The sequence below is a fragment of the Tessaracoccus massiliensis genome (assembly GCF_000826065.2).
Lineage (GTDB): Bacteria > Actinomycetota > Actinomycetes > Propionibacteriales > Propionibacteriaceae > Arachnia > Arachnia massiliensis_A.
The window spans coordinates 452,039-475,375 of sequence record NZ_LN623541.1 but is presented as its reverse complement, the minus strand read 5'-3'; the positions used below and the strand labels follow the sequence as shown (position 1 = coordinate 475,375).

Genomic DNA, 23,337 nt, shown 5'->3' with positions numbered 1-23,337 from the left:
CAGTGACCGTCGAACGCGCAGGCCGCGAGAGTGAGATCATGTCGCGCCTCAGCGATGACGGCGCCCTCACGGTGTCTTCCCTCGCGGCGGATCTGGGGGTGTCAGAGGTCACCATCCGAGGCGACCTCCGGGCGCTGGAGCAGCAGGGCATGCTCGTGCGCACCCGCGGCGGGGCCAGGCCCACCACGCTCAAATCGATCCTCCAGCGCGAACAACTGAACGTCGAGGTCAAGACCCGAATCGCCGCCGCCGCGGCCGCCAAGGTGCGCGACGAGGCTGCCGTCATGCTCGAGGCGGGCACCACCTGCGCGATGGTCGCCAGGGCGCTCACCGCGCGTCGGGGCATCCAGCTCGTCACCAACTCGGCCCTCGCGTTCAACAACGCCCGCATCAACCCCAACCTGAGCGTCATCCTCACCGGCGGAGTGTTCCGCCGGGAGTCCGAGTCGTTCGTCGGCCCGCTCGCTGAGCGCGCGATCGGCGACTTCAACGCCCGCGTCGCGTTCCTCGGCACGGATGGCTTCTCGCCCGAACGCGGGCTCACCACCCGCTTCGTCGAAGGGGCCCAGGTGGCCTCCACCATGCGCAACCGCGCAGAAGAAACCTGGCTCGTCGCGGACTCCTCGAAGTTCGGGCAGGCCGGGTTCGTCAGTTTTCTGCCCCTCGATCAGATCACCGGGATCATCACGGATTCCGGCCTGCCCGCAGGTGCAGCAGAAGCATTGCAAGAGCACACACAGTTGTGCGTCGTCTAAGTAGGTAAGGAAAACAGCAATGGCAACCGTTGTAGTCATGCCCCAGTTGGGTAACAGCGTCGAGTCGTGCTTGATCATTTCCTGGCAGGTCAAGGTCGGCGACGAAGTCGCTGTCGACGGCGTGCTGTGTGAGGTCGAGACCGACAAGGCCTCCATGGAGGTCCCCTCCACCGCCGCGGGCACCGTGCTCGCCATCCTCTGGGAGGAGGGCGACGACGTTCCGGTCAAGGATCCCATCGTGGTGGTCGGCGACGCCGGTGAAGACCCGCAGCCCGCCCTCGACGCCGCCGGCTGGAAGGGCAAGGACGCTGAGGAGGAGGACGTCCCCACCTCCGATGAGGGGCCTCACGCCCAGCAGGAGCGCGAGGCCGCGCCCGAATCTGAGTCCCCCGACATGACCGGCGACGCGTCGCAGCCCTCGCAGGGCGCTGCCGAGGCGGCGTCGGGGCAGGCCTCCAACGGCGCCTCGAGCCCGCGGGCCCGCAACCTGGCCCAGTCCAAGAACATCGACATCGACGCCGTGCAGCAGGGCTCCGGCCCCGGCGGCCGCGTCATCGAGCGCGACGTGCAGGCCGTCCTCGACGGCGGCGGCGCCACCCTGGCGGCCGCGCGCGCCGGCGCCCAGCCCGGTGAGGGCACCGGCCTCGGCGGCCGCGTCTCCACCGCGGACCTCGGCAAGGACGCAGCGGCCGAGGCCCCGAAGCAGGCCACGTTCGTCACCTCCGGCAACCGCGAGTACCCCGGCCCCACCGCGGCCACCCCGCTCAAGGGCATCCGCAAGGTGATCTCCGAGCGCATGATGCACTCCCTCGCCAGCTCCGCCCAGCTCACCTACACGTCGACGGCGAAGGCCGCAGGCCTGCTGGCGATGCGCAAGAAGCTGAAGAACTCGCCCGAGGAGCTGGGCCTCAACAAGGTCACCATCGGCGACCTGGTGGGTTTCGCCGCCGTCAAGGCGGCCGCCAAGCACACCAACCACAACGGCCACCTCGAGGACGGCACGTTCACCACGTTCGAGAACGTGCACCTCGGCATGGCCGTCGACACCCCGCGCGGCCTCCTCGTGCCGACGGTGCGTAACGCGTCGCAGATGAGCCTGCGCGAGTTCTCCGCCACCAGCAAGGACCTGGCGTACCAGGCCATCGACGGCAAGATCAACCCCGATCTCCTGGCCGGTGCCACGTTCACCGTGTCCAACCTGGGCGGCTTCGGCATCGAGTCCTTCACGCCGCTGCTGAACGTCCCGCAGGTGGCCATCCTCGGCGTCGACGCGATCTTCCCGCGCGCCACCATCGACGAGGACGGCAACGTCGGCGTCGAGCAACGCATCGGCTTCTCGCTGACCGCCGATCACCGCGTGATCGACGGCGCCGACGCGGCCCGCTTCCTGCAGGACCTCGTCAAATACATCGAGAACATCGACATCACGGCACTGGGCTGAGAGGACTCCGCATGAGTGAGACGAATTACGACGCCATCGTGCTGGGTGGCGGCCCCGGCGGCTACATCGCCGCCGAGCGCCTCGGCCACGCCAAGAAGAAGGTCCTCCTGATCGAGGCGGAGGCCCTGGGCGGCACCTGCCTCAACGTGGGGTGCATCCCCACCAAGGCGCTGCTGAACGCGGCCAAGACCTACTCCCACGCCAAGAACGGCGCCCACCTGGGCGTCAACACCGGCGACATCACCGTCGACTGGTCCGCCATGCAGGCCTGGAAGAAGAAGACGGTCGACACCCTCGTCGGCGGAGTGGGGCAGGCCGAGAAGAAGGCCGGCGTCACCGTCATCAACGGCTACGGCACGTTCGACGGGCCAGGCAAGGTCACCGTCGACGGCACGCAGTACACCGCCGAGCACGTGATCCTGGCCACCGGCTCCGTGCCGGTCATGCCACCCATCCCGGGCGCGCAGGACAACCCCAAGGTCATCGATTCGACGGGCATGCTCGCCGTCGAGGAGATCCCGCAGCGCCTGGCCGTCATCGGCGGCGGCGTCATCGGCCTGGAGTTCGCCAGCCTGTTCGCCATGCTCGGCTCCGAGGTCACCGTCATCGAGATGCTGCCGGAGATCGTGCCGTTCATGGACGACGAACTGGCCGCGCAGTTGCGCAAGGGCCTGCACGGCGTTGACGTGAAGCTGGAGTGCAAGGTCACGGCCATCGACGGCAGCACCGTCAAGTATGAGGCCAAGGACGGCGCGCAGGAGTCCCTCGAGGCCGACGTCGTGCTGATGGCCGTCGGCCGGCGCCCCGCCGTCCAGGGCTGGGGCGCGGAGAACACCGGGCTGGAGTTCTCCGGCAAGGGTGTCGTGGTCGATGACCGGATGCGCACCAACCTGCCCAACGTCTGGGCCGTCGGCGACGTCACCGGCCGCTCCCTGCTGGCCCACGCGGCCTACCGCATGGGCGAGATCGCCGTCGCCAACATCCTCGATCCCGAGGCGCACCGCAAGGGCGAGATCATGCGCTGGCACACCATCCCGTGGGCCGTGTACTCGTCCCCGGAGGCCGCCGGCATCGGGCTCACCGAGAAGCAGGCGGCGGCCGCGGGCCACAATGTGGCCAAGGTGGTCGTCCCCGCCTACATGTCGGGTCGTTTCATCGCGGAGGAGGGCGTCAAGGCCCCCGGCGCGTGCAAGCTCGTCTACGACGCCGACACCACTCAGGTGCTCGGCATCCACGTCCTGGGCGTGTACGCCTCCGAGATGATCTGGGGCGCCTCCGTCGTGCTCGAGACCGAACTCAACATCACCGACCTGCGCCAGGTCGTCTTCCCCCACCCCACCGTCAGCGAACTGATCCGAGAAGCGGCCTGGGCCGCGAAGATCTGACCTACCAGGAGACACAGAAGCAATGACCAAGTCACTCATCGTCGACCCGGGCAACGTCCGCAAGTCGTCCTACATCGAATCGCCGAAGGTACCGGTCAACCAGTACAAGCCGGATTTCGACGCCGAGCTGGAGAAGTACGGCAAGGAAGGTCTCATCGACATCCTGCACGACATGATCGCCGTGCGGCAGTTCGAGACCATGCTGGACTCCATCAAGAAGACCGGCTCCTGGAACGGTGTCGAGTACAACCACCGCGGCCCCGCGCACCTGTCCATCGGCCAGGAGTCGGCCGTCGTCGGCCAGGCCTCGCAGCTGAACCCCGACGACTATGTCTTCGGCTCGCACCGCAGCCACGGTGAGATCCTCGCCAAGTGCTACTCGGCCTCGCGCAAGCTGCCCGAGGACCAGCTCGAGAACATCATGAAGACGTTCCTCGACGGCGAGACACTGGGTTTCGCGGAGAAGGTCGGCTACGACAACATCACCGAACTGGCCGAGAACTTCATCCTCTACGGCACCGTCGCTGAGACCTTCGCCCGCTCCGCCGGCTTCAACCGCGGCCTGGGCGGCTCCATGCACGCCTTCTTCTCGCCGTTCGGCTCCATGCCGAACAACGCCATCGTGGGCGGCTCGGCAGACATCGCCACCGGCTCGGCGCTGTTCAAGCGCATCAACAAGCAGGACGGCATCGTGATCGCCAACATCGGCGACGCGTCGATGGGCTGTGGCCCGGTCTGGGAGGCCATGATGATGGCCGCCATGGACCAGTACCGCACCCTGTGGAAGGACGGCGTGGAGGGCAACCCGCCGATCTGGTTCAACTTCTTCAACAACTTCTACGGCATGGGCGGCCAGACCTCCGGCGAGACCATGGGCTACGACATCCTCGCCCGCGTGGGCATGGGCGTTAACCCTGAGGCCATGCACGCCGAGCGCGTCGACGGCCTCAACCCCCTCGCCGTCGCCGACGCTGTCGCCCGCAAGCGCGAGATCCTCGAATCCGGCAAGGGCCCGGTGCTCACCGACACCATCACCTACCGTTTCTCCGGACACTCGCCGTCGGACGCCTCGTCCTACCGCACCCCCGAAGAGGTCGAGCTGTGGCAGGCCCACGACGGCCTGGCCAACTACTCCAAGTACCTCGTCGACAACAACGTCCTCACGCAGGACGACGTGGAGGCCATCGCCGCGACGTTCGACGAGCGCCTGACCAAGATCATCGCGATCGCCACGAAGGATGACGGCTCCAGCCCGCGCGTGGACACCTCGTTCATCGAGTCGGTCATGTACTCCAACGGCAACGAGCCCTCGCTCGACACCGAGCGTGAGCCCGAGCTCACCCAGCCGCTCGAGGAGAACGCCCGCGCCAAGTCCCTGCTGGCCAAGGCCCGCTACTACAAGGACGACAAGGGCAAGGTGGTCTCCAAGGCCAAGGCCTACAACTACCGCGACGCCCTGTTCGAGGCCGTCGCGCACGGCTTCGCGACCGACCCGACGCTGGCCGCCTGGGGCGAGGAGAACCGCGACTGGGGTGGCGCCTTCGCCGTCTACCGTGGCCTCACCGAGCTGCTGCCGTACCACCGCCTGTTCAACTCGCCCATCTCCGAGGCCGCCATCATCGGCTCCGGCGTCGGCTACGCCCTCTCGGGCGGCCGCGCCATCGTCGAACTGATGTACTGCGACTTCCTCGGCCGCGCAGGCGACGAGATCTTCAACCAGGCGCCGAAGTGGCAGTCGATGTCCGGCGGCCTGCTGAAGATGCCGCTGGTGATGCGCGTGTCCGTGGGCTCCAAGTACGGCGCCCAGCACTCGCAGGACTGGTCCGCGCTCGTGGCGCACATGCCCGGCCTGAAGGTCTACTACCCGGCCACCCCGTACGACGCCAAGGGCATGATGAACCTGGCGCTGCGCGGCACGGATCCGGTGGTGTTCTTCGAGTCCCAGCTGCTCTACGACGTGGCTGAGCAGTTCGAGACCGACGGCGTGCCCACCGAGTACTACGAGGTGGAGGAGGGCCAGCCGGTCATCCGCCGCGAGGGCTCCGACGTCACGATCGCCACCTACGGCCCCACGCTGTACCGCGCGATCGAGGCGGCCGAGATCCTGGAGGAGAAGTACGGCGTCTCCGCCGAGGTCATCGACCTGCGCTTCATCGCCCCGCTGGATCTGGAACTGGTCATCGAGTCGGTCAAGAAGACCGGCCGCCTGCTGCTCACCTCGGACGCGGTGGACCGCGGCAACTTCCTCCACGACATCGCCTCCCGCGTGCAGACGCTGGCCTTCGACCACCTCGACGCCCCCGTCACCGTGGTCGGTTCGCGCAACATCATCACCCCCGCGGCGGAGCTCGAGAAGCTGTTCTTCCCGCAGCCCGAGTGGATGATCGACGCGATCCACGAGCGGATGCTGCCGCTCACGGACCACAAGCCCGAGTCGAACCAGACCGACGGCGAACTCGCGCGTCGCAACAAGCTCGGCCTCTGATCGTTGGTTGAGCCGGCTGCGCCCGAGCTTGCGAGGGCCGCAGCCGCGTCGAAACCTCTAGGCAGCCCCACTCGGCTGAGTGGGAGCGTCTGGAGGTTTCGACACTGCTCGCTGCGCTCGCAGGCTCAACCAGCGTGATGACACTGCTCGCTGCGCTCGCAGGCTCAACCAGCGTGATGACACTGCTCGCTACGCACGCAGGCTCAACCAGCGTGAGCTGAATGGAGATTCAGATGGATACCCGTAACCAGATCAACGACCCGTCCGTCGCTCCGGCTGATCGCGTGGCTGCCCTGCAGGAGTACCTGCAGGGCTCGCCCGAGTTCCCGGAGTTCGTGACCGAATCCAACAACCACGTCCACACCATCTACAGCTTCAGCCCGTACACCCCGTCGATGGCGGCGTTGCGGGCCCGTGAGGCCGGGCTGACCGTCGTCGGCTCGGTGGATCACGATTCGGCCGCCGGCGCGGAAGAGATGGCGGCGGCCGCGGCCGCCGTCGGGCTCGGCTCCGTGACCGGGTTCGAGTGCCGCGTCTACGTGCACTCGGCCGACGAGGTCGCCGAGGGCCGAGCGCCGTTCCACAGCCGGAAGCTCAACAACCCCGACACCGCCGGGATCGCCTACATGACGGTGCAGGGCATCCCCGCCTCTGCGCGGGACGAGGTGGCCGAGTACCTGAAGCCCATCCGCGAGGCGCGGCTCAAGCGCACCGCGAAGATGGTGGACAACGCCAACGAGATCCTGGCGCGCCTCGGCGCCCCGCTGATCGACGTCGAAGCCGACATCGTGGGCCGCTCGCAGTTCCTGCACGGCGGCACCGTGACGGAGCGTCACCTGCTGGCCGCGATGGCCGACAAGCTGATCGAGCACTTCGGCAGGGGTGAGTCCCTCGTCGAGGGGCTGGGGGAGCTGGGCCTGAACCTGTCCAGCAAGGTCAAGGCGCAGCTGGGCGACACCGACAACCCGCACCTGACGTTCGACCTGCTGGGCGTGATGAAGGCCGAGTTTCTCGACCAGATCTACGTGGTGCCGGAGCGCACCCAGGACGGGGGAGAGTGCCCCACGATGACGGAGGTGATCGGCTTCGCGACGTCGATCGGCGCCATCCCGTGCTACGCATACCTGGGCGACGTGACCGCGTCGCCGACGGGAGACAAGAAGGCGGAGAAGTTCGAGGACGACTTCATCGACGACCTCGTGGCTTACCTCGGCGAGATTGGCATGCCGGCCATCACCTACATGCCGCCCCGCAACACCGCCGAGCAGATGGCCCGCATCGCGGAACTGGCCGATGCCAACGGCCTCCTGGAGGTCAGCGGGGTCGACATCAACACGCCGCGTCAGGTGTTCAACTGCCCCGAGCTGCAGCGCCCGGAGCTGGATCACCTCAACGACGCGACGTGGGCGATGGTCGCCCACGAGCAGCTCGCCGAACACGACCGCGCGCTCGGTCTGTTCGCTGAGGCCTCGCCGCTGGCGGGGCTGCCGCTGAAGGAGCGCGTCCAGCGATACTCCGCCGTCGGCCGCGCCCTCGTCCAGGACGGCCTGCCCGTCGCCGATGCCGCCGCGCAACTCAACGCTGGTTGAGCCGAACACGTCCGAGCTTGCGAGGACCGTGGTCGTGTCGAAACCCATGAAGCGAGATCACCTGGCTGATCGTGCGCCTTTGGGGGTTTCGACACTGCTCGCTGGCGCTCGCAGGCTCAACCAACGAGCAAGGAGAAACACATGAACCTCATCGACATCGCGCCCACACTGCGGGGCGCCTACCTCAACCAGCACGGCGTGCCGGTCATCGTGACGGCCGTCGACGCCGCGGACGACGCCGTCGCTTTGACGGATCTCGCCTCGGCCGACCTCCCGCTGCCCGGCAAGGTCACCTTCGAGGGCCGGGCCTTCACCGTCGAGACCCTCGGCGACGTGGAGGTCCTGCCCGACGCCCGCTCCGCAGAGGCGCGCTCCGCCGCGTCGCGTGCCGACGTGGTGGCGGGCAAGGTCGCCGTCGTGACCGGCGGCGCGCAGGGCTTCGGTGCGGAGATCGTGCGCGGGCTCGTCGAGTCCGGCGCGTTCGTCTACATCGCTGACCTCAACATCGACGGCGCCACGGCGCTGTCGGAGGAGTTGGGCACGGATCGCACCGCGGCCATCGAGGTCAACGTCGGCGACGAGGCCTCCGTCGCGGCGATGGCCGAGGAGATCGCACGGCGCACCGGAGGCCTCGACCTCGTGGTCTCCAACGCAGGCGTCGTGCGCTCGGGCTCGGTCCTGGAGCAGGAGCTCAAGGACTTCGCGTTCACCACGGATATCAACTACACGGCGTTCTTCCTGGTCACCAAGCACCTGGGCGGGCTCCTCGCCGCCCAGCACAAGGCCGCCCCTGGCTGGATGACCGACATCATCCAGATCAACTCGAAGTCCGGCATGGTCGGCTCGAACAAGAACGGCGCCTACGCCGGCTCGAAGTTCGGCGGCATCGGCCTGGTGCAGTCCTTCGCGTTGGAGATGGTGGACCACGGCGTGAAGGTCAACGCGATCTGCCCGGGCAACTTCTACGACGGCCCGCTGTGGTCCGACCCTGACCGGGGGCTGTTCGTGCAGTACCTCCGCTCCGGCAAGGTGCCCGGCGCCACCACCATCGACCAGGTCCGCGAGTTCTACGAGGCCAAGGTGCCGCTGCGTCGTGGCACCTACGGCGCCGACGTGATGCGCGCGGTCTACTACATCGTCGAGCAGGACTACGAGACCGGCCAGGCCATCCCCGTCACCGGCGGTCAGGTCATGCTCAGCAGCTGACACCGGCAGGCTGACGCGCAGGGGCCGGATCTGGCCCCTGCGCGCCTGGTCCCTGAGCGTCGCCCTGCGAGCTTGCGAGCCAGGCGACGACGAAGGGCCCCCGCAGCGTTCCGCTGGGCCGGGTTACGGGGCCCAGTGCGGGTCACGGCCGATGAGGGCGACCATGCGCTCCTCGTCGGAGTGCGACTCGTCGAGCACGACGGGGGTGCCGAACTCGCCGGATTCCTTCAGCGTCTCCGCCATCGGTGTCATGTCGGTGACGGTGCCGCGCACCATCTCAGGCTCCAGGTCCGGGTCCTGTCCCGAGGCCTTCGCCAGGTCCCAGCGGTGCATGAAGAGATCGGGCAGGTAGTACTGCTCCAGCACCGCCCCGAGTGTCTGCTCGCCCGAGCCGACGTCGATGGTGCGCTCGAGCTGCTCATCGTCGTCGACGAGGGCCTGCACGTTGGCGGTGTGCTCGCGCCACGCGGCGAGCACGTCGTCGCCCACCTCCACGGTGGGAAGGGCGACTCCGGCGGCGCCCAGCATGCCGGGCAACCAGGTGATGAGGTGCTCCAGGATGTCGCGGGCGCGCCATTCCTTGACGGGAGTGGGGGCGTCCCAATCGGTGACGTTGGTGGCGATGCCGTCCAGCTTGCTGGCGAGAGCGGAGTGCTGCTCTGCGATCTTGTTCGTCATGGCCTGAGTTTAGGTGGCTGCCAGCTCGGCCACAAGACCTCCGACGGCGAACTCGGCTGGCAGATCCATCGGCGTCTATAGCGACAGATCTGCCAGCCGAGTTCCACGGTGTTGCCCGGAGGGCTAAAGGTGTTGTCCGGATCCCCAGTGGTGTTGTCCGTCGGTCAGGAATGCTGGTGAAGTAGTCCGCTCGCCGGGGAGGCTGGCTGGATGAAGCCCCGGCAGCACCTCCCCGACTCACTGGTCAAGCGCGCTGAGAGCCAGTATGGTGTGCTGAGCACCGCCCAACTCCTCGACGGTGGGCTCAGCCGTGACGTGATTTCCCGCATGGCGCGTGACTGGATGCCGATCGCGCCTGGGCTTCACCTCCTGGGCCAGCCGTCGTTCCACGCGGCGGCTTGGGCGGGGCTTCTGCGTGGCGGCGACCCCGCCGTCGTCGGTGGAAGGGCAGCCGGATATCTGCACGACGCTGTGCGCGATGCCCCGTCTCACATCACCATCTGGGCCCCGGGCCGCAGGACCGGTTTCACGCTGGCGGAGTGGGAGGTGCGGTACCGGCGGGCGACACGCAACGGGATGTACAGCCTGCCGAGAACTGGGTTGGAGGCAACCCTCCTGGACATCTCCGACGAGTCAGCGGAGGACGAGGCGGTCTCCGCTGTCGCTCGCGCGCTGGCCAAGAGCAAGACGACGGCGGAGCGCATTCTCGGGGAGCTTGAAGGGCGTCGGGGCGTGCGCCACAGCCAGGTGATCCGGCAGCTCTGCAGCGAGGCATGTCGTGGGATCGAGAGTGCGTTGGAGTGGCGGTTCCACACGGCTGTGCTGCTGCCGCACGGCCTGCCCATCCCGGAACGACAGGTGCGGCGAGAAGCTGGCCGAGCCGATGGGCAGTACGGCGAGTACGGCCTGATCGTCGAGCTCGACGGCTTGCGTGACCACACGCAGGCCTCGAGGGACTGGCTCCGCGACAATGCCAACGCGGTGGAGGACGACAGCCGGACTCTCAGGTACGGCTGGGACAGCACGCTGTTCGAACCCTGCCTCGCGGCGGGCCAGGTTGCCGCCCTGCTCACAAGGGGAGGCTGGACGGGGCGGCGTCAGCTCTGCCCGATGTGCTTGGGAATCCGAGTGGAGGATCTATCGGCATAGTTGCCGACAGATCTGCCAGTCCACACGAGCGATGAACTCGGATGGCAGATCCATCGGCGTCTATAGCGACAGATCTGCCACCCGAGACCGACGGTGGGCTCAGCCGGCCGATCGCGAGCCGGGCCAGCGGGCTGCGGGCCCGCTCCAGCTCGCGCAGGGGATCCGCGGCGGTGAGCTGCTCTCCCGTCGACTCGCGGGGGACTGGGCGGCCCAGCAGCGTGGCGAACTCGGTGTCGTCGGCCCCGCGCAGCAACGCCGCGCGCATCGTCGCCACGTCGTAGGGCGACTCCATCCGCTCACCGTCCACCACCATCTCGCCCGTGAGGCGGATGTCCGCGGAACTGGCGCCGATGCGCACCTCCCACGTGCCGCCCTCCGTGCGCCACGCGCCGGCGTCGACGTCGTAGTGCCGCCAGGTGTACCGGTCGAAGGGGATGGTCACCTGGCGCGATTCGCCCGGCTCGAGGACCACCTTCGCGAAGCCCTTGAGCTCCTGCTCAGGACGCAGCACCGCGCTGCCAGGCAGCGACACGTACAGCTGCGCGACCTCCGCGCCCGCCACCGGGCCCGTGTTGGTCAGGGTGAAGCGGGCGCCGTCGGCGTCCAGCTCCAGACCCGAGTAGCCGAACGTCGTGTAGCTCAGCCCGAAGCCGAAGGGGTGCTTGACGGGACGGCCGGCCGCCTCGTAGAAGCGGTAGCCGACGAAGGGCCCCTCCCGGTACATGGCGTGGCGGGTGTCGGCGGGGAAGCGATCGTGCGTGGGGGTGTCGCCCAGCGCGTGGGGGGAGGTCTCGGCGAGCTTGCCGGACGGGTTCGCGGCACCGGTGAGTACGTCGACGACGCCCTCCGCGCCCGCCTGACCGGACAGGTAGCTGTGCAGGATGCCCGGCGCCAGGTGGCTCCAGGAGAGGTCCACCACGCTGCCTGCGCTGAGCACCACCACCACACGCGGGTTCGCCGCGGCCACAGCGTGCAGCAGCGAGACCTGGGCCGCGGGCAGGTTGAGGTGCTGGCGGTCCATCCCCTCGGATTCGCTGGCCGTGGGTCGCTCCGGTGATCCAGGTCGCAGAGTCGGCCCCCGGCGGCGGATACCGCGTGGTGACCAAGAAACTGTTGAACAACGTCGTGTTGTTCAACAGTTGAGTTGCTGCCTGGAAGGGGCCTCAGGTGGCCCCTTCCGGGGGCACAATGAACCCAGACCCGCAGGAAAGGACATTCAATGTTGAAGAAGGTCATGGGGGCCGCCGCAGCCGCGGCCCTGGCGCTGACCGGCGCAGTTGTCACCTCGCCGCTGGCGCACGCCGACGGCACCACACTCCAGCCCGTCGGCCAGGCGTCGCAGGCTCAGGCCGGGGCCCAGTCCGTGCGCATGGACACCAAGGACCTCAGCCCCATGTCCAAGATCCTGTGTTCCAACACGCGCGACTGTGGCGTCGGCACCCCCATCCGGCTGGGCACGGATCCCGAGAGCTCGTGGCAGGAGGGCAAGCCGATGTCCATCAACGTCCTCGGCCAGAAGGACAGGCAGGTCCAGGTGCGGGCCTTCGCCATCCGATGGGTCAGTGAGACCGAGTACACCGCGGTCCCCATCTCCAACGCCGTCGCGGCCACGCCCACCGGATCGTCGGCAGCCAGCTATGGCCAGACGCGCGTCGAGGTCACCATCGGAAAGATCCCGGCGCCCTACGACGGCAGCCTCGTCGTGGTGCAGACGGCGGACTGGACCCCCCGGTACGGGGCGCTGTCCTCGAGCAGGGCCGCCACCAAGATCGACGAGGTCCAGGTGCGTTCGGCACGTGGCCGGGACACGGGCTTCGCGGAGCAGAACTTCACCGACTACTTCCACCGCAAGGTCGACACCGCCATCACCGGCGACAAGTACTCCGTGCAGCTCCTGCGCGGCGGCAAGTGGGTCACGATCGACACGAAGGGCCCCGGCACCGTCGGCAGGATGGGCACCGCCGTCGTCCAGGCTGCGCCCCCGAAGGATCTGCCCACCGGCAAGTACCGTACCCGCCTGGTCAACGTGACGAGGAACGTCACCGACATCAGCCCCGATGAGCCGTTCACGTACTTCACGTGGACCTACAACGCCACCCCGCCCAAGCCCGGCGACAAGGACTTCAACGTCTACACCACCCCGGGTGTGTGGGATTACAACGGCCGCAAGTGGAAGACCAACTGCGAGCCGTACTCGGCCACCGAGCGGTGCCGCACGGAGATCTGGGCCACCCAGATCCTGTACTCCGGCGGGAAGTTCAGCCGCGTCGACGGCTGGGCGTTCAACAACCTGACCTACAAGGCCTCCGCGCGTTCGCTCTGGAAGGGCAACCCCATCGGCGGCAACGGCACCGTCGGATACAAGGGCAGCTGGACCGCGGCTGACGGTCGCAAGTGGCGCGTCGAGTGCGACTCGGCCGCCACCGGCGGGGGCGGTTGCCGCTCCTACGCCGTGGCTTCCGTCGCTGAGGCGGCTCCCGGTGGCGGCTACCGCGTGGTGAGCAAGGAGCTGTTCAACAACATCGTGCTGTTCAGCTGAACCACCACGAAGCCTGATCAGATCCAGGCTTAGGATGATGGGGCCCGCCAGTGTCGGCGGGCCCCATCACCATGTCGGGAGGCATCCATGAACAAGACACGACGCTGGTTGGGCGCTCTGATGGCCGCCGCGCTCGCGACGGCGGGGCTGACGCTGGCGCCCCAGGGCGCGCAGGCCAACAGGATGAGCCCGGAGACCTCCAAGCTGTGCGCCGGCAGCGTGCACAACTGCCGCATCATCCTCGATCAGGCATCCGTTGAGCCGGATCCGGAGGAGGGCAACGCAGTGAGCGCCACCATCATGGGCACGCCCGGGGTGACGGTGTCTGTCAGCGCCTTCCTCCTGCAGCACGAATGGGACCGCAAGGTGCACTTCCGCACCATCTCGGAGCCGGTCCTGGTCACCCCGAAGAAGGTCAAAGCCTCCGACAAGCTCGGCACCGCCCGGGTGACGCTCAAGGCGCCCGCGCTGCCCAGCCCCTACACGTCCTCGTCGTGGATCCTGGTGCAACCCACCGATTGGCGCCCTGGCCTGGAATCGGTTTCGGAGATCGGCGGTTGGCAGCTGAGCTCCCAAACGCATCAGGTTTCCAAGCGACCCGCAGATCAGGGCTTCGTGGCCGCCCCCACCAAGGACGGCGTCTTCAAGCGCAAGCTGTTCAACGCGTCGAAGAGCGCCAGGTATAGCGTGCAGATCAAGCGCGGGAAGCAGTGGGTCGCCGTCGATGCCAAGGGGCCCGTCCAGGGCGCCGGCGCGGGAATCACGGAACTGCCCGGGCAGCTGCCCGCGGGGTTGACCACCGGCAAGTACGAGATGCGCGTGGTCAACGTGACCCACGGCCACACGGATCTCACCAGCACCGATCCGAAGATGGACCTCGACTGGAAGCTCTCCACAGACAGCAAGCTCTTCAACGTCTACACCATCCCCGGCGAGTGGAACTACAACGGGCGCAAGTGGAAGACCAGCTGTGAGCCGTATTCGGCCACGGAGCGGTGCCGCACGGAGATCTGGGCCACCCAGATCCAGTACTCGGCAGGCACCTTCACCCAGAAGGACGGCTGGGCCTTCAACAACCTCACCTACAAGCCGTCGCCTCGTTCGCTGTGGAAGGGCAACCCGTTGGGCGGCAACGGGCAGGTCGGCTACAAGGGCAGTTGGACGGCCAAGGATGGCCGCAAGTGGCGCGTCGAATGCGACACCGCAGCCTCCGGCCGGGGCGGCTGCCGCTCCTACGCCGTGGCCACCGTCGCCGAGGTCGCTCCTGGCGGCGGCTACCGCGTGGTGAACAAGGAACTGTTCAACAACATCGTCCAGTTCGGCTGATCCGGTGACCATCCGACGGCGGGGCATCCTCGCGCTGGGGGCCCTCGCGGTCGCCGGGTGTGCGCCCGGCACCGAACCGCCGCCGACGGTTCCGCCGTCGGCCGGTCCGCCCCGCGCGTCGGTGCCGCCGGCGCCCACACCGGCGGTGTCGCAGACGCCCACGCCTGACCCGACGCCGAAGCCGTCGCCGCTGGTGCCCGGCCGCGAGGAGATCGCCGCCCGCTTCGAAGGGGAAACCCCCACGCAGTGGGGCCTCGAGGTCGAGGGCGTGGTTCTGCGCCACGAACAGGCTCCAGTGGTGCTGACCTTCGACGCGTGCGGTGGGCCCAACGGCTCCGGGGTCGACGAGGATCTCCTGTCGATGCTGACCGCAACGGGCACCCCCGCAACCCTGTTCATCAATGCCCGCTGGGCCGGCGCCAATCCCGGCACGCTGCAGTCACTCATCGCCGACCCGCTGTTTGAGATCGCCAACCACGGCACCCGCCATCTGCCGCTGTCCGTGACGGGGGAGGAGGCCTACGGGATCGCCGGTACCGCGTCGGTGGCGGAGGTCTACGACGAGGTGGCCGGCGCGCAGGAACTGCTCACCGGCCTGCTGGGGGAGCCCCCGCGGTTCTTCCGCTCCGGCACCGCGCACTACGACGACGTGGCAGTCAGGGTGGCCGAGGCACTCGGGATGCAGGTGGTCAACTTCGACATCAACGCGGATGCCGGCGCCACGTTCAACGCCGCCCAGGTGCACGAATCCACCCGGCAGGCCATGGCGGGCTCCATCTGCCTGGGCCACTTCAACCGTCCCGGCTCCGGGACCGCGGAGGGGATCAGGCGCGCCATCGCCAGCCTGACCGATGAGGGCCACACGTTTGCGACGCTCGGCCAGGTGCTTCCGGCCCGATGAATGTTGCGGGGTTTCGACACGCGCTGGCTCCTTCGTCGCAGAGCGCGGCTCAACCAGCGCGTCCAGCACTACCCGAAGGGGTGGGATGGGGCTCGGGCTCTTCCCGTGTTTGGCGGTGCCGGGTAGATTGGTGATTCCTATCCCCGATCTGTAGGAGGCAACATATGGGACTCGGTGACAAGATCAAGGAAACCGTCGGTAAGGCCAAGGAAGGCATCGGCGACGCAGCCGACAACGAGTCGCTCCGCCGCGACGGCCAGAAGGACCGCATCGAAGCCAACGTTTCAGAGCTTGGCGATCGCGTCAACGAAAAGGTTGGCGATGCGTCCGGAAGCTTCGCAGACAAGGTCGAGGACTTCAAGGATGACGTCACGAAGGATCGTCGCTGACGATCCACTGCCTTACCAGGCCCTGAACCACACGGGACCGCCCAATTGGGCGGTCCCGTGTGCTGTGTCCCAAAAGAACACGAATCGCAGACAAGTCTACTTGTGGGCGCGGGAGCACTTTCATCGGGGGTGGCCTTTAGAAGGCCCCCGGCCCGTGGTTGGATAGATCCCATGACTGCGCGAAAGATCGGCGTGACGGAGCTTGCTCTCCGTGACGCACATCAGAGTTTGATGGCGACCCGTATGGCCATGGAAGACATGGTCGATGCGTGCGAGGACATCGACCAGGCCGGTTACTGGTCGGTCGAATGCTGGGGCGGTGCCACGTTCGACGCGTGCATCCGCTTCCTGAACGAGGACCCGTGGAAGCGGCTGCGGACGTTCCGTGAGCTGATGCCCAACTCGAAGCTGCAGATGCTGCTCCGGGGCCAGAACCTCCTGGGATACCGCCACTACGAAGACATGGTCGTCGAGAAGTTCGTGGAGAAGTCCGCCGAGAACGGCATGGACGTCTTCCGCGTGTTCGACGCCCTCAACGACCCCCGGAACATGGCAAAGGCCATGCAGGCCGTCAAGGATGTGGGCAAGCACGCTCAGGGCACCATCTGCTACACGGTTTCGCCCGTCCACACCGTCGAGGGCTACATCAAGCTGGCCGGCCAGCTGCTCGACATGGGCGCCGAGTCCATCGCACTGAAGGACATGGCGGCCCTGCTGCAGCCGCAGCCCGCCTACGACATCGTCAAGGGCATCAAGGACACCTACGGCGACATCCAGATCAACGTCCACTGCCACTCCACCACGGGCGTGACGCTCGTGTCGCTGATGAAGGCCATCGAGGCCGGCGCCGACGTCGTGGACACCGCCATCTCGTCGATGTCGCTCGGCCCGGGTCACAACCCCACCGAGTCGCTCGTCGCGATGCTCGAGGGCACCGGGTACACCACCGGCCTCGACATGGACCGTCTGCTGAAGATCCGCGACCACTTCGCCGCGGTGCGCCCCAAGTACAAGGAGTTCGAGTCGGCCACCCTCGTCGACACCGACATCTTCTCCTCCCAGATCCCCGGCGGCATGCTCTCCAACATGGAGTCGCAGCTCAAGGCCCAGGGCGCGGGCGACCGCATCCGTGAGGTCATGGAGGAGGTCCCCAGGGTCAAGGCCGACGCAGGCCACCCGCCGCTGGTGACCCCGTCGTCGCAGATCGTCGGCACGCAGGCCGTGTTCAACGTGCTGATGGGCCGCTACAAGGTCCTCACCGGCGAATTCGCAGACCTGATGCTCGGCTACTACGGCGAGTGCCTCGGCGAGCGTAACCCCGAGGTCATTGAGCTGGCCAAGGCCCAGGCGAAGAAGGAAGCCATCACGGACCGTCCCGCGGACCACCTCAAGCCCGAATGGGACGAACTGGTGGAGGCCGCCTCCAACCTCGACGGCTACGACGGCTCCGAGGAGGACGTGCTGACCAACGCCATGTTCCCCGGCGTCGCGCCGAAGTTCCTCAAGTCCCGCGACGAGGGCCCCAAGTCCGTCGCCAAGACCCAGGCCCAGATGAAGGCCGAGGCAGATTCCGCCGCCAAGGGTGGCGCCGCTCCCGGCATCACCGGTCCCGTCAAGTACAACGTCACGATTGCCGGCCGCTCGCACAGCGTTGCCGTCGAGCCGGTCTAAGGAGAATCTTTCATGGCAAAGCAGTACACGATGGCAGAGCGCCTCGAGCAGCTCGCCGAGCGTCGCGCCCACGTTGAGGCAGGCGGTGGCGAGGACAAGCTCGCCAAGCAGCGCGACAAGGGCAAGATGACCGCCCGCGAGCGCATCTCCGCCATGCTCGACGACGGCACGTTCCAGGAGAACGGCGCGTTCCGCACGAACCGCACCACCACCTTCGGGATGGACAAGGCGGACATGCCCGCCGACGGCGTGGTCACCGGCTCCGGCTACGTGCTGGGCCGCCCCGTCCATATCGCCTCCCAGGACTTCACCGTCATGGGCGGCTCCGCAGGTGAGGCCCACTCCATCAAGGTCACCGAGGCGCTCAACGCCTCGCTGCAGACCGGCACCCCGTTCGTGTTCATCAACGATTCCGGTGGCGCCCGCGTCCAGGAGGGCATCGATTCGCTGTCCGGCTACGGCAAGGTCTTCTACGCCAACGTGCTCCTCTCGGGCGCGGTGCCGCAGATCTCGATCATCGCCGGCCCCTGCGCCGGCGGCGCGGCCTATTCGCCGGCCCTGACGGACTTCATCATCCAGACCCGCAAGGCCCACATGTTCATCACGGGCCCCGGCGTGATCAAGCAGGTCACCGGCGAAGAGGTGACGCAGGACGACCTGGGCGGCGCGGATGCGCACATGGGTCGCTCCGGCGTGGTGCACTTCGTGGCGGATGACGACGAGCAGGCCATCCTGATCGCCAAGAAGCTGCTGAGCTTCCTGCCGCAGAACAACACCGAGGACGCCCCCATCGTCGATCCCGACGACGTGGTGGAGCCCAACGAGAAGCTGCGCGACATCATCCCCGTGGAGTCCAACAAGGGCTACGACATCCGCGACGTGATCGCCGAGATCGTCGACCACGCGGACTTCCTCGAGGTGCAGGCCGGCTGGGCCCGCAACATTGTGATCGGCTTCGGCCGCATCGTGGGCCGCACCATCGGCATCATCGCCAACCAGCCCAGCGTCATGTCCGGCGTGCTCGACATCGACTCCTCGGACAAGGCGTCGAAGTTCATCCGCTTCTGCAACGCGTTCAACATCCCCGTGGTCAACCTCGTCGACGTGCCCGGCTTCCTGCCCGGCGTCGCCCAGGAGCACGGCGGCATCATCCGCCACGGCGCGAAGATGCTCTACGCCTACTCCGCGGCCACCGTCCCGAAGATCACCGTGGTGCTCCGCAAGGCCTACGGCGGCGCCTACCTGGCGATGTGCTCGAAGGACCTGGGTGCAGACAAGGTGTTCGCCTGGCCCACGGCTGAGATCGCCGTGATGGGTGCGGAGGGCGCGGCCAACGTCGTGTTCCGCCGCGAGATCGCCGCAGCGGAAGACCAGGACGCACGCCGCGCTGAACTGGTGGAGGAGTACCGCGAGACGTTCTCGACGCCGTACATGGCCGCCAGCCGCGGCCTGGTCGACGACATCATCGACCCGGCGGACACCCGCGCTGAGATCGCCATGGCCCTCGAACTGCTCGTGGGTAAGCGTGAGATCCGCCCGGCCAAGAAGCACGGCCTCGGCCCGGCCTGATCGGAATCATCATGGAAGACACTCAGCTACAGGAGTTGCAGAGCCTCATCTCGCAGCTCACCGAGAGGATCCAGGACTTGGAGGCGCAGGTCGCAGACCTGCAGGCCGCCAAGGAGATCCCCGAGGCGGACCTCATCGCCATCGGCGCTGCGGTGGCGGCGTACTTCGGCCACAAGGCCAAGGTGCGCGCCATCCGCTACGGCTCCCAGACCCGTTGGGCCGCGGCCTCCCGTCAGCGCGTCCATGACCGCTCCGTCCCTCACGTCCGCTAAGGAGACAAACCCCTATGAAGCTCAAGGTGACCGTCAACCAGACGGAGTATGAAATCGATGTCGAGGTTGAGGAGGAGGAGCGTCAAGGACTTGGCCCGATCGTGATCGGCGTCAACGGAGGCTCCAACCCCATCCCGACGAAGGCCTCGGTCAGCGCTGTCAGCTCGAACGCCGTCGTGGCCCCGCTCGCGGGTTCCGTGGCGCGCATCCTCGTGGCCGAAGGCGACGAGATCGAGTCCGGCCAGGTGCTGCTGGTCCTCGAGGCCATGAAGATGGAGACCGAGATCACGGCCCCCGCAGCCGGCAAGGTCGCCACCATCCTCGTCGCCCCCGGCGACGCGGTGCAGGGCGGCCAGGCTCTCATCGAACTCTGAATCCGCACACAGCAGTTGGGCGTCCCACCAGTGGTGGGGCGCCCAACTGTCGTCACTGGCACTCGGTGTAGGTCTCGGCGTGGTCGATGGTGCTGCAGTCCCATTCCGGGATCTCGAAACTGGTCAGGGGTTCGTAGGTTTCGAGTCGATGGTGCTGCAGTCCCATTCCGGGATCTCGAAACTGGTCAGGGGTTCGTAGGTTTCGAGATCGATCGAGGTGACGTGTTCTCTGTCGGTGGCGTACGCCCGCCCACCCGGCCCCGCCACGAGGTTGCCCACTGCGTGGTCGAGCACCAACTCCCGTGGATCTCTCTCCAGGTCCCACACCTCGACGGCCCCGTTGCCGCCGCTCGTCAGCAGGAGCATCGCATCGGGCGCGAAGTCCAGCGTTGAGGAGGAACTGCTGCTCTCGTGGATCTTCTTCCACTGTGCGGTGTCATAGGCGGCGGTGTGCCACGTCGCATCCGTGTTCCACGCCGTCGCGGTGATGGCCAGGCGTGAGCCGTCATGGCTCCATGCCAGTTGTTCGGAGCCGTGCTGATCGCCGCCGAGGGTGGCTACCAACTTCTGGGTGGTGGTGTCCCAGATCTGGGCAGGCTGATCGAAGGAGCCCACCGCGATCAACCGGTCCCGTCGTCCGAACCGCACCGTCGTCGCAGATGTGGTGCATGCCGGCAGCACAACGCTGGTGCTGCCGTCACTGACTGTCTTCAACTCCACGTTGCCGGTGGCCGACAGCAACGCCACGCTCCCGCCGTCATGGGAGAAGCGGGTATCCACCAGCGTGTGGTCCCCCAGATCCAGTTGGGTCTCGAGTGCCTTGAAGGTGCCGGTGGCGGCGTCGACGAGCCCGGGGCCGCCCTTGTTGAGCACGAACTGCGAGAAATCGGCATTGGCGGCGAGGTACGGGCCGTTGGGTCCGCCGGGCTTTCCGATGCGCTCGACGATCCGGCCATCGGAAGTGTCCCAGACGATCACCTGGTGCCCGTGGAGGGCGGCCAGCCTGGAGCCGTCGGCGGAGACGCACAGGGTGTCGCGACCAATGGGCTCGTTCAGTGCGGGCTGGGGCACGTCGTAGACGACATCGTCCGGGGGAGGCGGCGGTGGGGCGCAGAGCTTGGCACCGAACCCGGGCAGTGGTTGGACCCCCGGCGTGCAGGCACTGGCGGCCAGTGCGGCGCCGATCCCCGCCATGAGAGTGCGACGTCTGATTGCCATGCGGTAAGAATAGGCCCTTCGGGTGCCCTGACCGCTTCCCAACGGGCGGTAGTCTGGACCGGAATCGATGAGGAGGCCGCGTGAGCGACGACACCCCCACCGGGTACGACGAGATCAAGCCGGTAGAGAATCTGCCGTTCAACGAGGACACCCTCGTCGCCCTTCCCTCCCCGGACCCGACAGATCCGGTGGACCGGGCAGATGTGATCGGTGCCGGCGGCCGCTGGGTGGCGGCATGGGCCGGGCGCTTCATCCTGATGGCGGTGGCCTTCCTGGTCCTCGGCTGGGTGGCCACGAAGTTCTGGACCGGGATCCTTCCGGTGCTCCTCGCGCTGCTGTTCGCCTCGGTCCTGTGGCCGGTGACCAACGCGTTGAAGAAGATCGGTGTGCCGTACGTGCTCGGCGCCGCGGTCTCGCTGCTGGCCGGCTTCGGTGTGCTTGCAGGGCTGATCTGGCTGATCGCGCCGAGCATCCGCGATCAGTGGACCACGCTCTCCAACCAGGCGATCCAAGGCCTGGAGAAGCTGCAGGAGTGGGTGGCCGGGCCACCGCTGAACATCCGCGACGAGCAACTCAACACCTGGGTGGACCAGGGTCTCGCCTGGCTGCAGGACCGCAGCGGCGAACTCGCGTCCCAGGCGCTCAGCGTGGGCGGCTCCATCGGCAGCGGCTTCGTCACGCTCCTGCTGACGCTCGTGCTGACGTTCTTCTTCCTGAAGGACGGGCACAACTTCCTCCCCTTCACTCGCCGCCTGGTGGGGCGCAAGGCGGGCTTCCACGCCACGGAACTGCTCACCCGCCTGTGGAACACCATCTCCGGCTACATCCGCACCCAGGCCATCGTCAGCCTGGTGGACGCGGTGTTCATCGGCCTGGGCCTGGTGCTGCTGGGTGTGCCGCTGGCCTTCCCGCTGGCCGTGATCACGTTCATCGCCGGCTTCATCCCCATGGTGGGTGCGTTCACCGCCGGCGCCCTCGCTGTGCTCGTGGCGCTGGTCTCCAACGGCCCCTACACCGCCCTGTTCACGCTGCTGCTGATCCTCGCGGTGCAGCAGCTGGAGGGCAACATCCTCCAGCCGCTGTTGCAGTCCCGCGTCATGCAGCTGCACCCCGTCGTCGTCCTGCTGGCCGTGCTGCTCGGCGGCGTGTGGGGCAACATCGTGGGCGCGTTCCTGGCCGTGCCGATCGCCGCCTCGATCGCGGTGGTGCTGCGCTACCTGGGCGACCTCATAGACCTGCGGACGGGGGACAGGCGGGCCGAAGACATCAACTGGGCCACGGACGACGGCCACAGCATCGCCTACGAGGGCGAAAAGCACGCGGCCTTCTTCCGCGCCCTGGTCAGCCGCCGCACCGCACGGCGCGAGGAGGAGGAGGGCACAGACCGTGCCTCCGTCGAACTGCCCCAGGGCAGGGAACTGCGCGTGGAGGGCACGGGCTGGCTCGGCAGGCTGATGCGCCGTCGCCCCCTCGCCAAGCGGGGCGGCGCCGTCAAGCACACCGGCCTGGACAAGCAGGACGGCCCGCTCGGTAACGGCGACGACGAGTGATCACTCGGGGCCTACAGCGTAATGTTCGGAGGCTTCGAGAAGCGGTAGCTGGTCCCTGAGCGCCGCGCGGGGCGCGGCGCTCAGGGGCCGGGGCGGTGTACCTTGTGCTGCGCGGCCTGGGCGCGCGGGCGGATTGTCACGCGGTCGATGTTGACGTGCGGCGGGCGGGTGGCCATGTAGACGATCGTGTCGGCCACGTCGTCGGCGGTCAACGGGCCTGGGACGCCGTCGTAGACCTTGTCCGCCTTCGCCTGGTCCCCGCCGAAGCGGGTCAGGGAGAACTCCTCGGTGTGCACCATGCCGGGGGCGATCTCGGTGACGCGGACGGGCTGGTCGAACAGCTCAAGGCGCAGCGACTGGACGATCGAGCGCTCGCCGGCCTTCGCGGCGCAGTAGCCGGCGCCGCCCTCGTAGCCACCGTCGGCGGCGGTGGAGGTGACGGCCACGATGATGCCCTCGGCGGCGACCAACGCGGGCAACAGCGCCTTCGTGACGCGGGCGGTGCCGATGGTGTTGGTGGCGATCATCCGGCCCCAGGCCTCGAAATCCGCCTCGGCGACAGGCTCCAGGCCCAGCGCGCCGCCGGCGTTGTTGATCAGGACGTCCAGCCGCCCGCCCACGGACTCGGCGAGGCGGGCCACATCGTCGGCGGAGGTGATGTCGCAGGCGACGGCGACGCCGCCGATCTCCCCGGCCAACGCCTCGATGCGGTCCGCCCGGCGGGCGGCGCAGATCACGCGGAAACCGCGGTCCGCCAACAGCCGCGCGGTCGCGGCCCCGATTCCGGAACTGGCACCAGTGACAACAGCAGTCTTCATGCGTTCAGCTTATCCACGGCGG

20 protein-coding genes are annotated in these 23,337 nt (G+C 67.7%); 16 read left to right on the top strand and 4 right to left on the bottom strand.

Going from position 1 to position 23,337, the window contains the following annotated elements; translation table 11 throughout:
- Positions 1–2: 2 nt before the first annotated feature.
- The 6 genes from BN1186_RS06535 to BN1186_RS06510 all read left to right on the top strand — a co-directional run bounded on the left by BN1186_RS06535 (position 3) and on the right by BN1186_RS06510 (position 8,861).
- Positions 3–755 carry a DeoR/GlpR family DNA-binding transcription regulator gene (locus BN1186_RS06535; RefSeq protein WP_246780802.1) on the top strand — a complete coding sequence of 251 codons (753 nt, stop codon included), beginning with the start codon at positions 3–5 and terminating at the stop codon, positions 753–755.
- Positions 756–774: 19 nt separating this feature from the next.
- Positions 775–2,196, top strand: a complete 1,422-nt coding sequence (locus tag BN1186_RS06530) for a dihydrolipoamide acetyltransferase family protein (RefSeq protein WP_040283300.1) — start codon at positions 775–777, stop codon at positions 2,194–2,196.
- 11 nt (positions 2,197–2,207) lie between these two features.
- Positions 2,208–3,581 (top strand): dihydrolipoyl dehydrogenase, encoded by a 1,374-nt coding sequence (gene lpdA / locus BN1186_RS06525; RefSeq protein WP_040283299.1) that lies wholly within the window; start codon positions 2,208–2,210, stop codon positions 3,579–3,581.
- 22 nt (positions 3,582–3,603) lie between these two features.
- Positions 3,604–6,066: an alpha-ketoacid dehydrogenase subunit alpha/beta gene (locus BN1186_RS06520; protein WP_040283298.1), complete on the top strand. Its 2,463-nt coding sequence runs from the start codon at positions 3,604–3,606 to the stop codon at positions 6,064–6,066.
- Between the two features lie 233 nt (positions 6,067–6,299).
- A complete protein-coding gene (locus tag BN1186_RS06515) occupies positions 6,300–7,655 on the top strand; it encodes a hypothetical protein (RefSeq protein ID WP_040283296.1) in 1,356 nt (451 codons plus the stop codon).
- A gap of 141 nt (positions 7,656–7,796) precedes the next feature.
- Positions 7,797–8,861, top strand: a complete 1,065-nt coding sequence (locus tag BN1186_RS06510) for an SDR family NAD(P)-dependent oxidoreductase (protein ID WP_040283295.1) — start codon at positions 7,797–7,799, stop codon at positions 8,859–8,861.
- Positions 8,862–8,984: 123 nt separating this feature from the next.
- Here BN1186_RS06510 and BN1186_RS06505 read toward each other — a convergent pair whose 3' ends face one another.
- On the bottom strand, positions 8,985–9,539 hold the full coding sequence (locus BN1186_RS06505) for a maleylpyruvate isomerase N-terminal domain-containing protein (protein WP_040283294.1): 555 nt from the start codon (positions 9,537–9,539) through the stop codon (positions 8,985–8,987).
- Positions 9,540–9,749: 210 nt separating this feature from the next.
- Between BN1186_RS06505 and BN1186_RS06500 the strand changes: the two genes are divergently transcribed.
- Positions 9,750–10,688 (top strand): hypothetical protein, encoded by a 939-nt coding sequence (locus BN1186_RS06500; RefSeq protein WP_052459875.1) that lies wholly within the window; start codon positions 9,750–9,752, stop codon positions 10,686–10,688.
- Here the strand turns inward: BN1186_RS06500 and BN1186_RS06495 are convergent.
- Positions 10,609–11,757, bottom strand: a complete 1,149-nt coding sequence (locus BN1186_RS06495; RefSeq protein WP_281278446.1) for a glycoside hydrolase family 3 C-terminal domain-containing protein — start codon at positions 11,755–11,757, stop codon at positions 10,609–10,611. The genes BN1186_RS06500 and BN1186_RS06495 overlap by 80 nt on opposite strands.
- 150 nt (positions 11,758–11,907) lie before the next feature.
- Between BN1186_RS06495 and BN1186_RS06490 the strand changes: the two genes are divergently transcribed.
- The 8 genes from BN1186_RS06490 to BN1186_RS06455 all read left to right on the top strand — a co-directional run bounded on the left by BN1186_RS06490 (position 11,908) and on the right by BN1186_RS06455 (position 19,729).
- Positions 11,908–13,227, top strand: a complete 1,320-nt coding sequence (locus tag BN1186_RS06490; RefSeq protein ID WP_040283291.1) for a hypothetical protein — start codon at positions 11,908–11,910, stop codon at positions 13,225–13,227.
- Positions 13,228–13,314: 87 nt separating this feature from the next.
- Positions 13,315–14,553, top strand: coding sequence for a hypothetical protein (locus tag BN1186_RS06485; protein ID WP_139650904.1), 1,239 nt, complete (start codon positions 13,315–13,317; stop codon positions 14,551–14,553).
- Positions 14,554–14,557: 4 nt separating this feature from the next.
- Positions 14,558–15,454 carry a polysaccharide deacetylase family protein gene (locus BN1186_RS06480; RefSeq protein WP_180349029.1) on the top strand — a complete coding sequence of 299 codons (897 nt, stop codon included), beginning with the start codon at positions 14,558–14,560 and terminating at the stop codon, positions 15,452–15,454.
- A gap of 164 nt (positions 15,455–15,618) precedes the next feature.
- Positions 15,619–15,843, top strand: a complete 225-nt coding sequence (locus BN1186_RS06475; RefSeq protein WP_040283289.1) for a CsbD family protein — start codon at positions 15,619–15,621, stop codon at positions 15,841–15,843.
- A 171-nt stretch (positions 15,844–16,014) separates the two neighbouring features.
- Positions 16,015–17,514 (top strand): methylmalonyl-CoA carboxytransferase subunit 5S, encoded by a 1,500-nt coding sequence (locus BN1186_RS06470; RefSeq protein WP_040283288.1) that lies wholly within the window; start codon positions 16,015–16,017, stop codon positions 17,512–17,514.
- Positions 17,515–17,526: 12 nt separating this feature from the next.
- The gene (locus tag BN1186_RS06465) at positions 17,527–19,083 is read left to right on the top strand and encodes an acyl-CoA carboxylase subunit beta (protein WP_040283287.1); all 1,557 of its coding nucleotides are present in this window, start codon (positions 17,527–17,529) and stop codon (positions 19,081–19,083) included.
- 11 nt (positions 19,084–19,094) lie between these two features.
- Complete coding sequence (locus BN1186_RS06460) at positions 19,095–19,355, top strand: hypothetical protein (protein WP_040283286.1); 261 nt, start codon at positions 19,095–19,097, stop codon at positions 19,353–19,355.
- A gap of 14 nt (positions 19,356–19,369) precedes the next feature.
- Positions 19,370–19,729 (top strand): biotin/lipoyl-containing protein, encoded by a 360-nt coding sequence (locus BN1186_RS06455; RefSeq protein ID WP_040283285.1) that lies wholly within the window; start codon positions 19,370–19,372, stop codon positions 19,727–19,729.
- Between the two features lie 123 nt (positions 19,730–19,852).
- Here the strand turns inward: BN1186_RS06455 and BN1186_RS06450 are convergent, their stop codons facing one another.
- Positions 19,853–20,947 (bottom strand): WD40 repeat domain-containing protein, encoded by a 1,095-nt coding sequence (locus BN1186_RS06450; RefSeq protein WP_139650902.1) that lies wholly within the window; start codon positions 20,945–20,947, stop codon positions 19,853–19,855.
- Between the two features lie 80 nt (positions 20,948–21,027).
- Between BN1186_RS06450 and BN1186_RS06445 the strand changes: the two genes are divergently transcribed.
- Positions 21,028–22,497 (top strand): AI-2E family transporter, encoded by a 1,470-nt coding sequence (locus tag BN1186_RS06445; protein ID WP_052459873.1) that lies wholly within the window; start codon positions 21,028–21,030, stop codon positions 22,495–22,497.
- Positions 22,498–22,577: 80 nt separating this feature from the next.
- Here the strand turns inward: BN1186_RS06445 and BN1186_RS06440 are convergent, their stop codons facing one another.
- Positions 22,578–23,315, bottom strand: a complete 738-nt coding sequence (locus tag BN1186_RS06440) for an SDR family NAD(P)-dependent oxidoreductase (protein ID WP_040283283.1) — start codon at positions 23,313–23,315, stop codon at positions 22,578–22,580.
- Between the last annotated feature and the right edge of the window lie 22 nt (positions 23,316–23,337).

Coding starts and splice junctions, on each gene's coding strand:
- BN1186_RS06530 (WP_040283300.1), top strand. CDS start 775: ATGGCAACCGTTGTAGTCATGCCCCAGTTGGGTAACAGCGTCGAGTCG.
- BN1186_RS06460 (WP_040283286.1), top strand. CDS start 19,095: ATGGAAGACACTCAGCTACAGGAGTTGCAGAGCCTCATCTCGCAGCTC.
- BN1186_RS06510 (WP_040283295.1), top strand. CDS start 7,797: ATGAACCTCATCGACATCGCGCCCACACTGCGGGGCGCCTACCTCAAC.
- BN1186_RS06485 (WP_139650904.1), top strand. CDS start 13,315: ATGAACAAGACACGACGCTGGTTGGGCGCTCTGATGGCCGCCGCGCTC.
- BN1186_RS06440 (WP_040283283.1), bottom strand. CDS start 23,315: ATGAAGACTGCTGTTGTCACTGGTGCCAGTTCCGGAATCGGGGCCGCG.
- BN1186_RS06500 (WP_052459875.1), top strand. CDS start 9,750: ATGAAGCCCCGGCAGCACCTCCCCGACTCACTGGTCAAGCGCGCTGAG.
- BN1186_RS06475 (WP_040283289.1), top strand. CDS start 15,619: ATGGGACTCGGTGACAAGATCAAGGAAACCGTCGGTAAGGCCAAGGAA.
- BN1186_RS06465 (WP_040283287.1), top strand. CDS start 17,527: ATGGCAAAGCAGTACACGATGGCAGAGCGCCTCGAGCAGCTCGCCGAG.
- BN1186_RS06470 (WP_040283288.1), top strand. CDS start 16,015: ATGACTGCGCGAAAGATCGGCGTGACGGAGCTTGCTCTCCGTGACGCA.
- BN1186_RS06515 (WP_040283296.1), top strand. CDS start 6,300: ATGGATACCCGTAACCAGATCAACGACCCGTCCGTCGCTCCGGCTGAT.
- lpdA (WP_040283299.1), top strand. CDS start 2,208: ATGAGTGAGACGAATTACGACGCCATCGTGCTGGGTGGCGGCCCCGGC.
- BN1186_RS06455 (WP_040283285.1), top strand. CDS start 19,370: ATGAAGCTCAAGGTGACCGTCAACCAGACGGAGTATGAAATCGATGTC.
- BN1186_RS06450 (WP_139650902.1), bottom strand. CDS start 20,947: ATGGCAATCAGACGTCGCACTCTCATGGCGGGGATCGGCGCCGCACTG.
- BN1186_RS06505 (WP_040283294.1), bottom strand. CDS start 9,539: ATGACGAACAAGATCGCAGAGCAGCACTCCGCTCTCGCCAGCAAGCTG.
- BN1186_RS06490 (WP_040283291.1), top strand. CDS start 11,908: ATGTTGAAGAAGGTCATGGGGGCCGCCGCAGCCGCGGCCCTGGCGCTG.
- BN1186_RS06520 (WP_040283298.1), top strand. CDS start 3,604: ATGACCAAGTCACTCATCGTCGACCCGGGCAACGTCCGCAAGTCGTCC.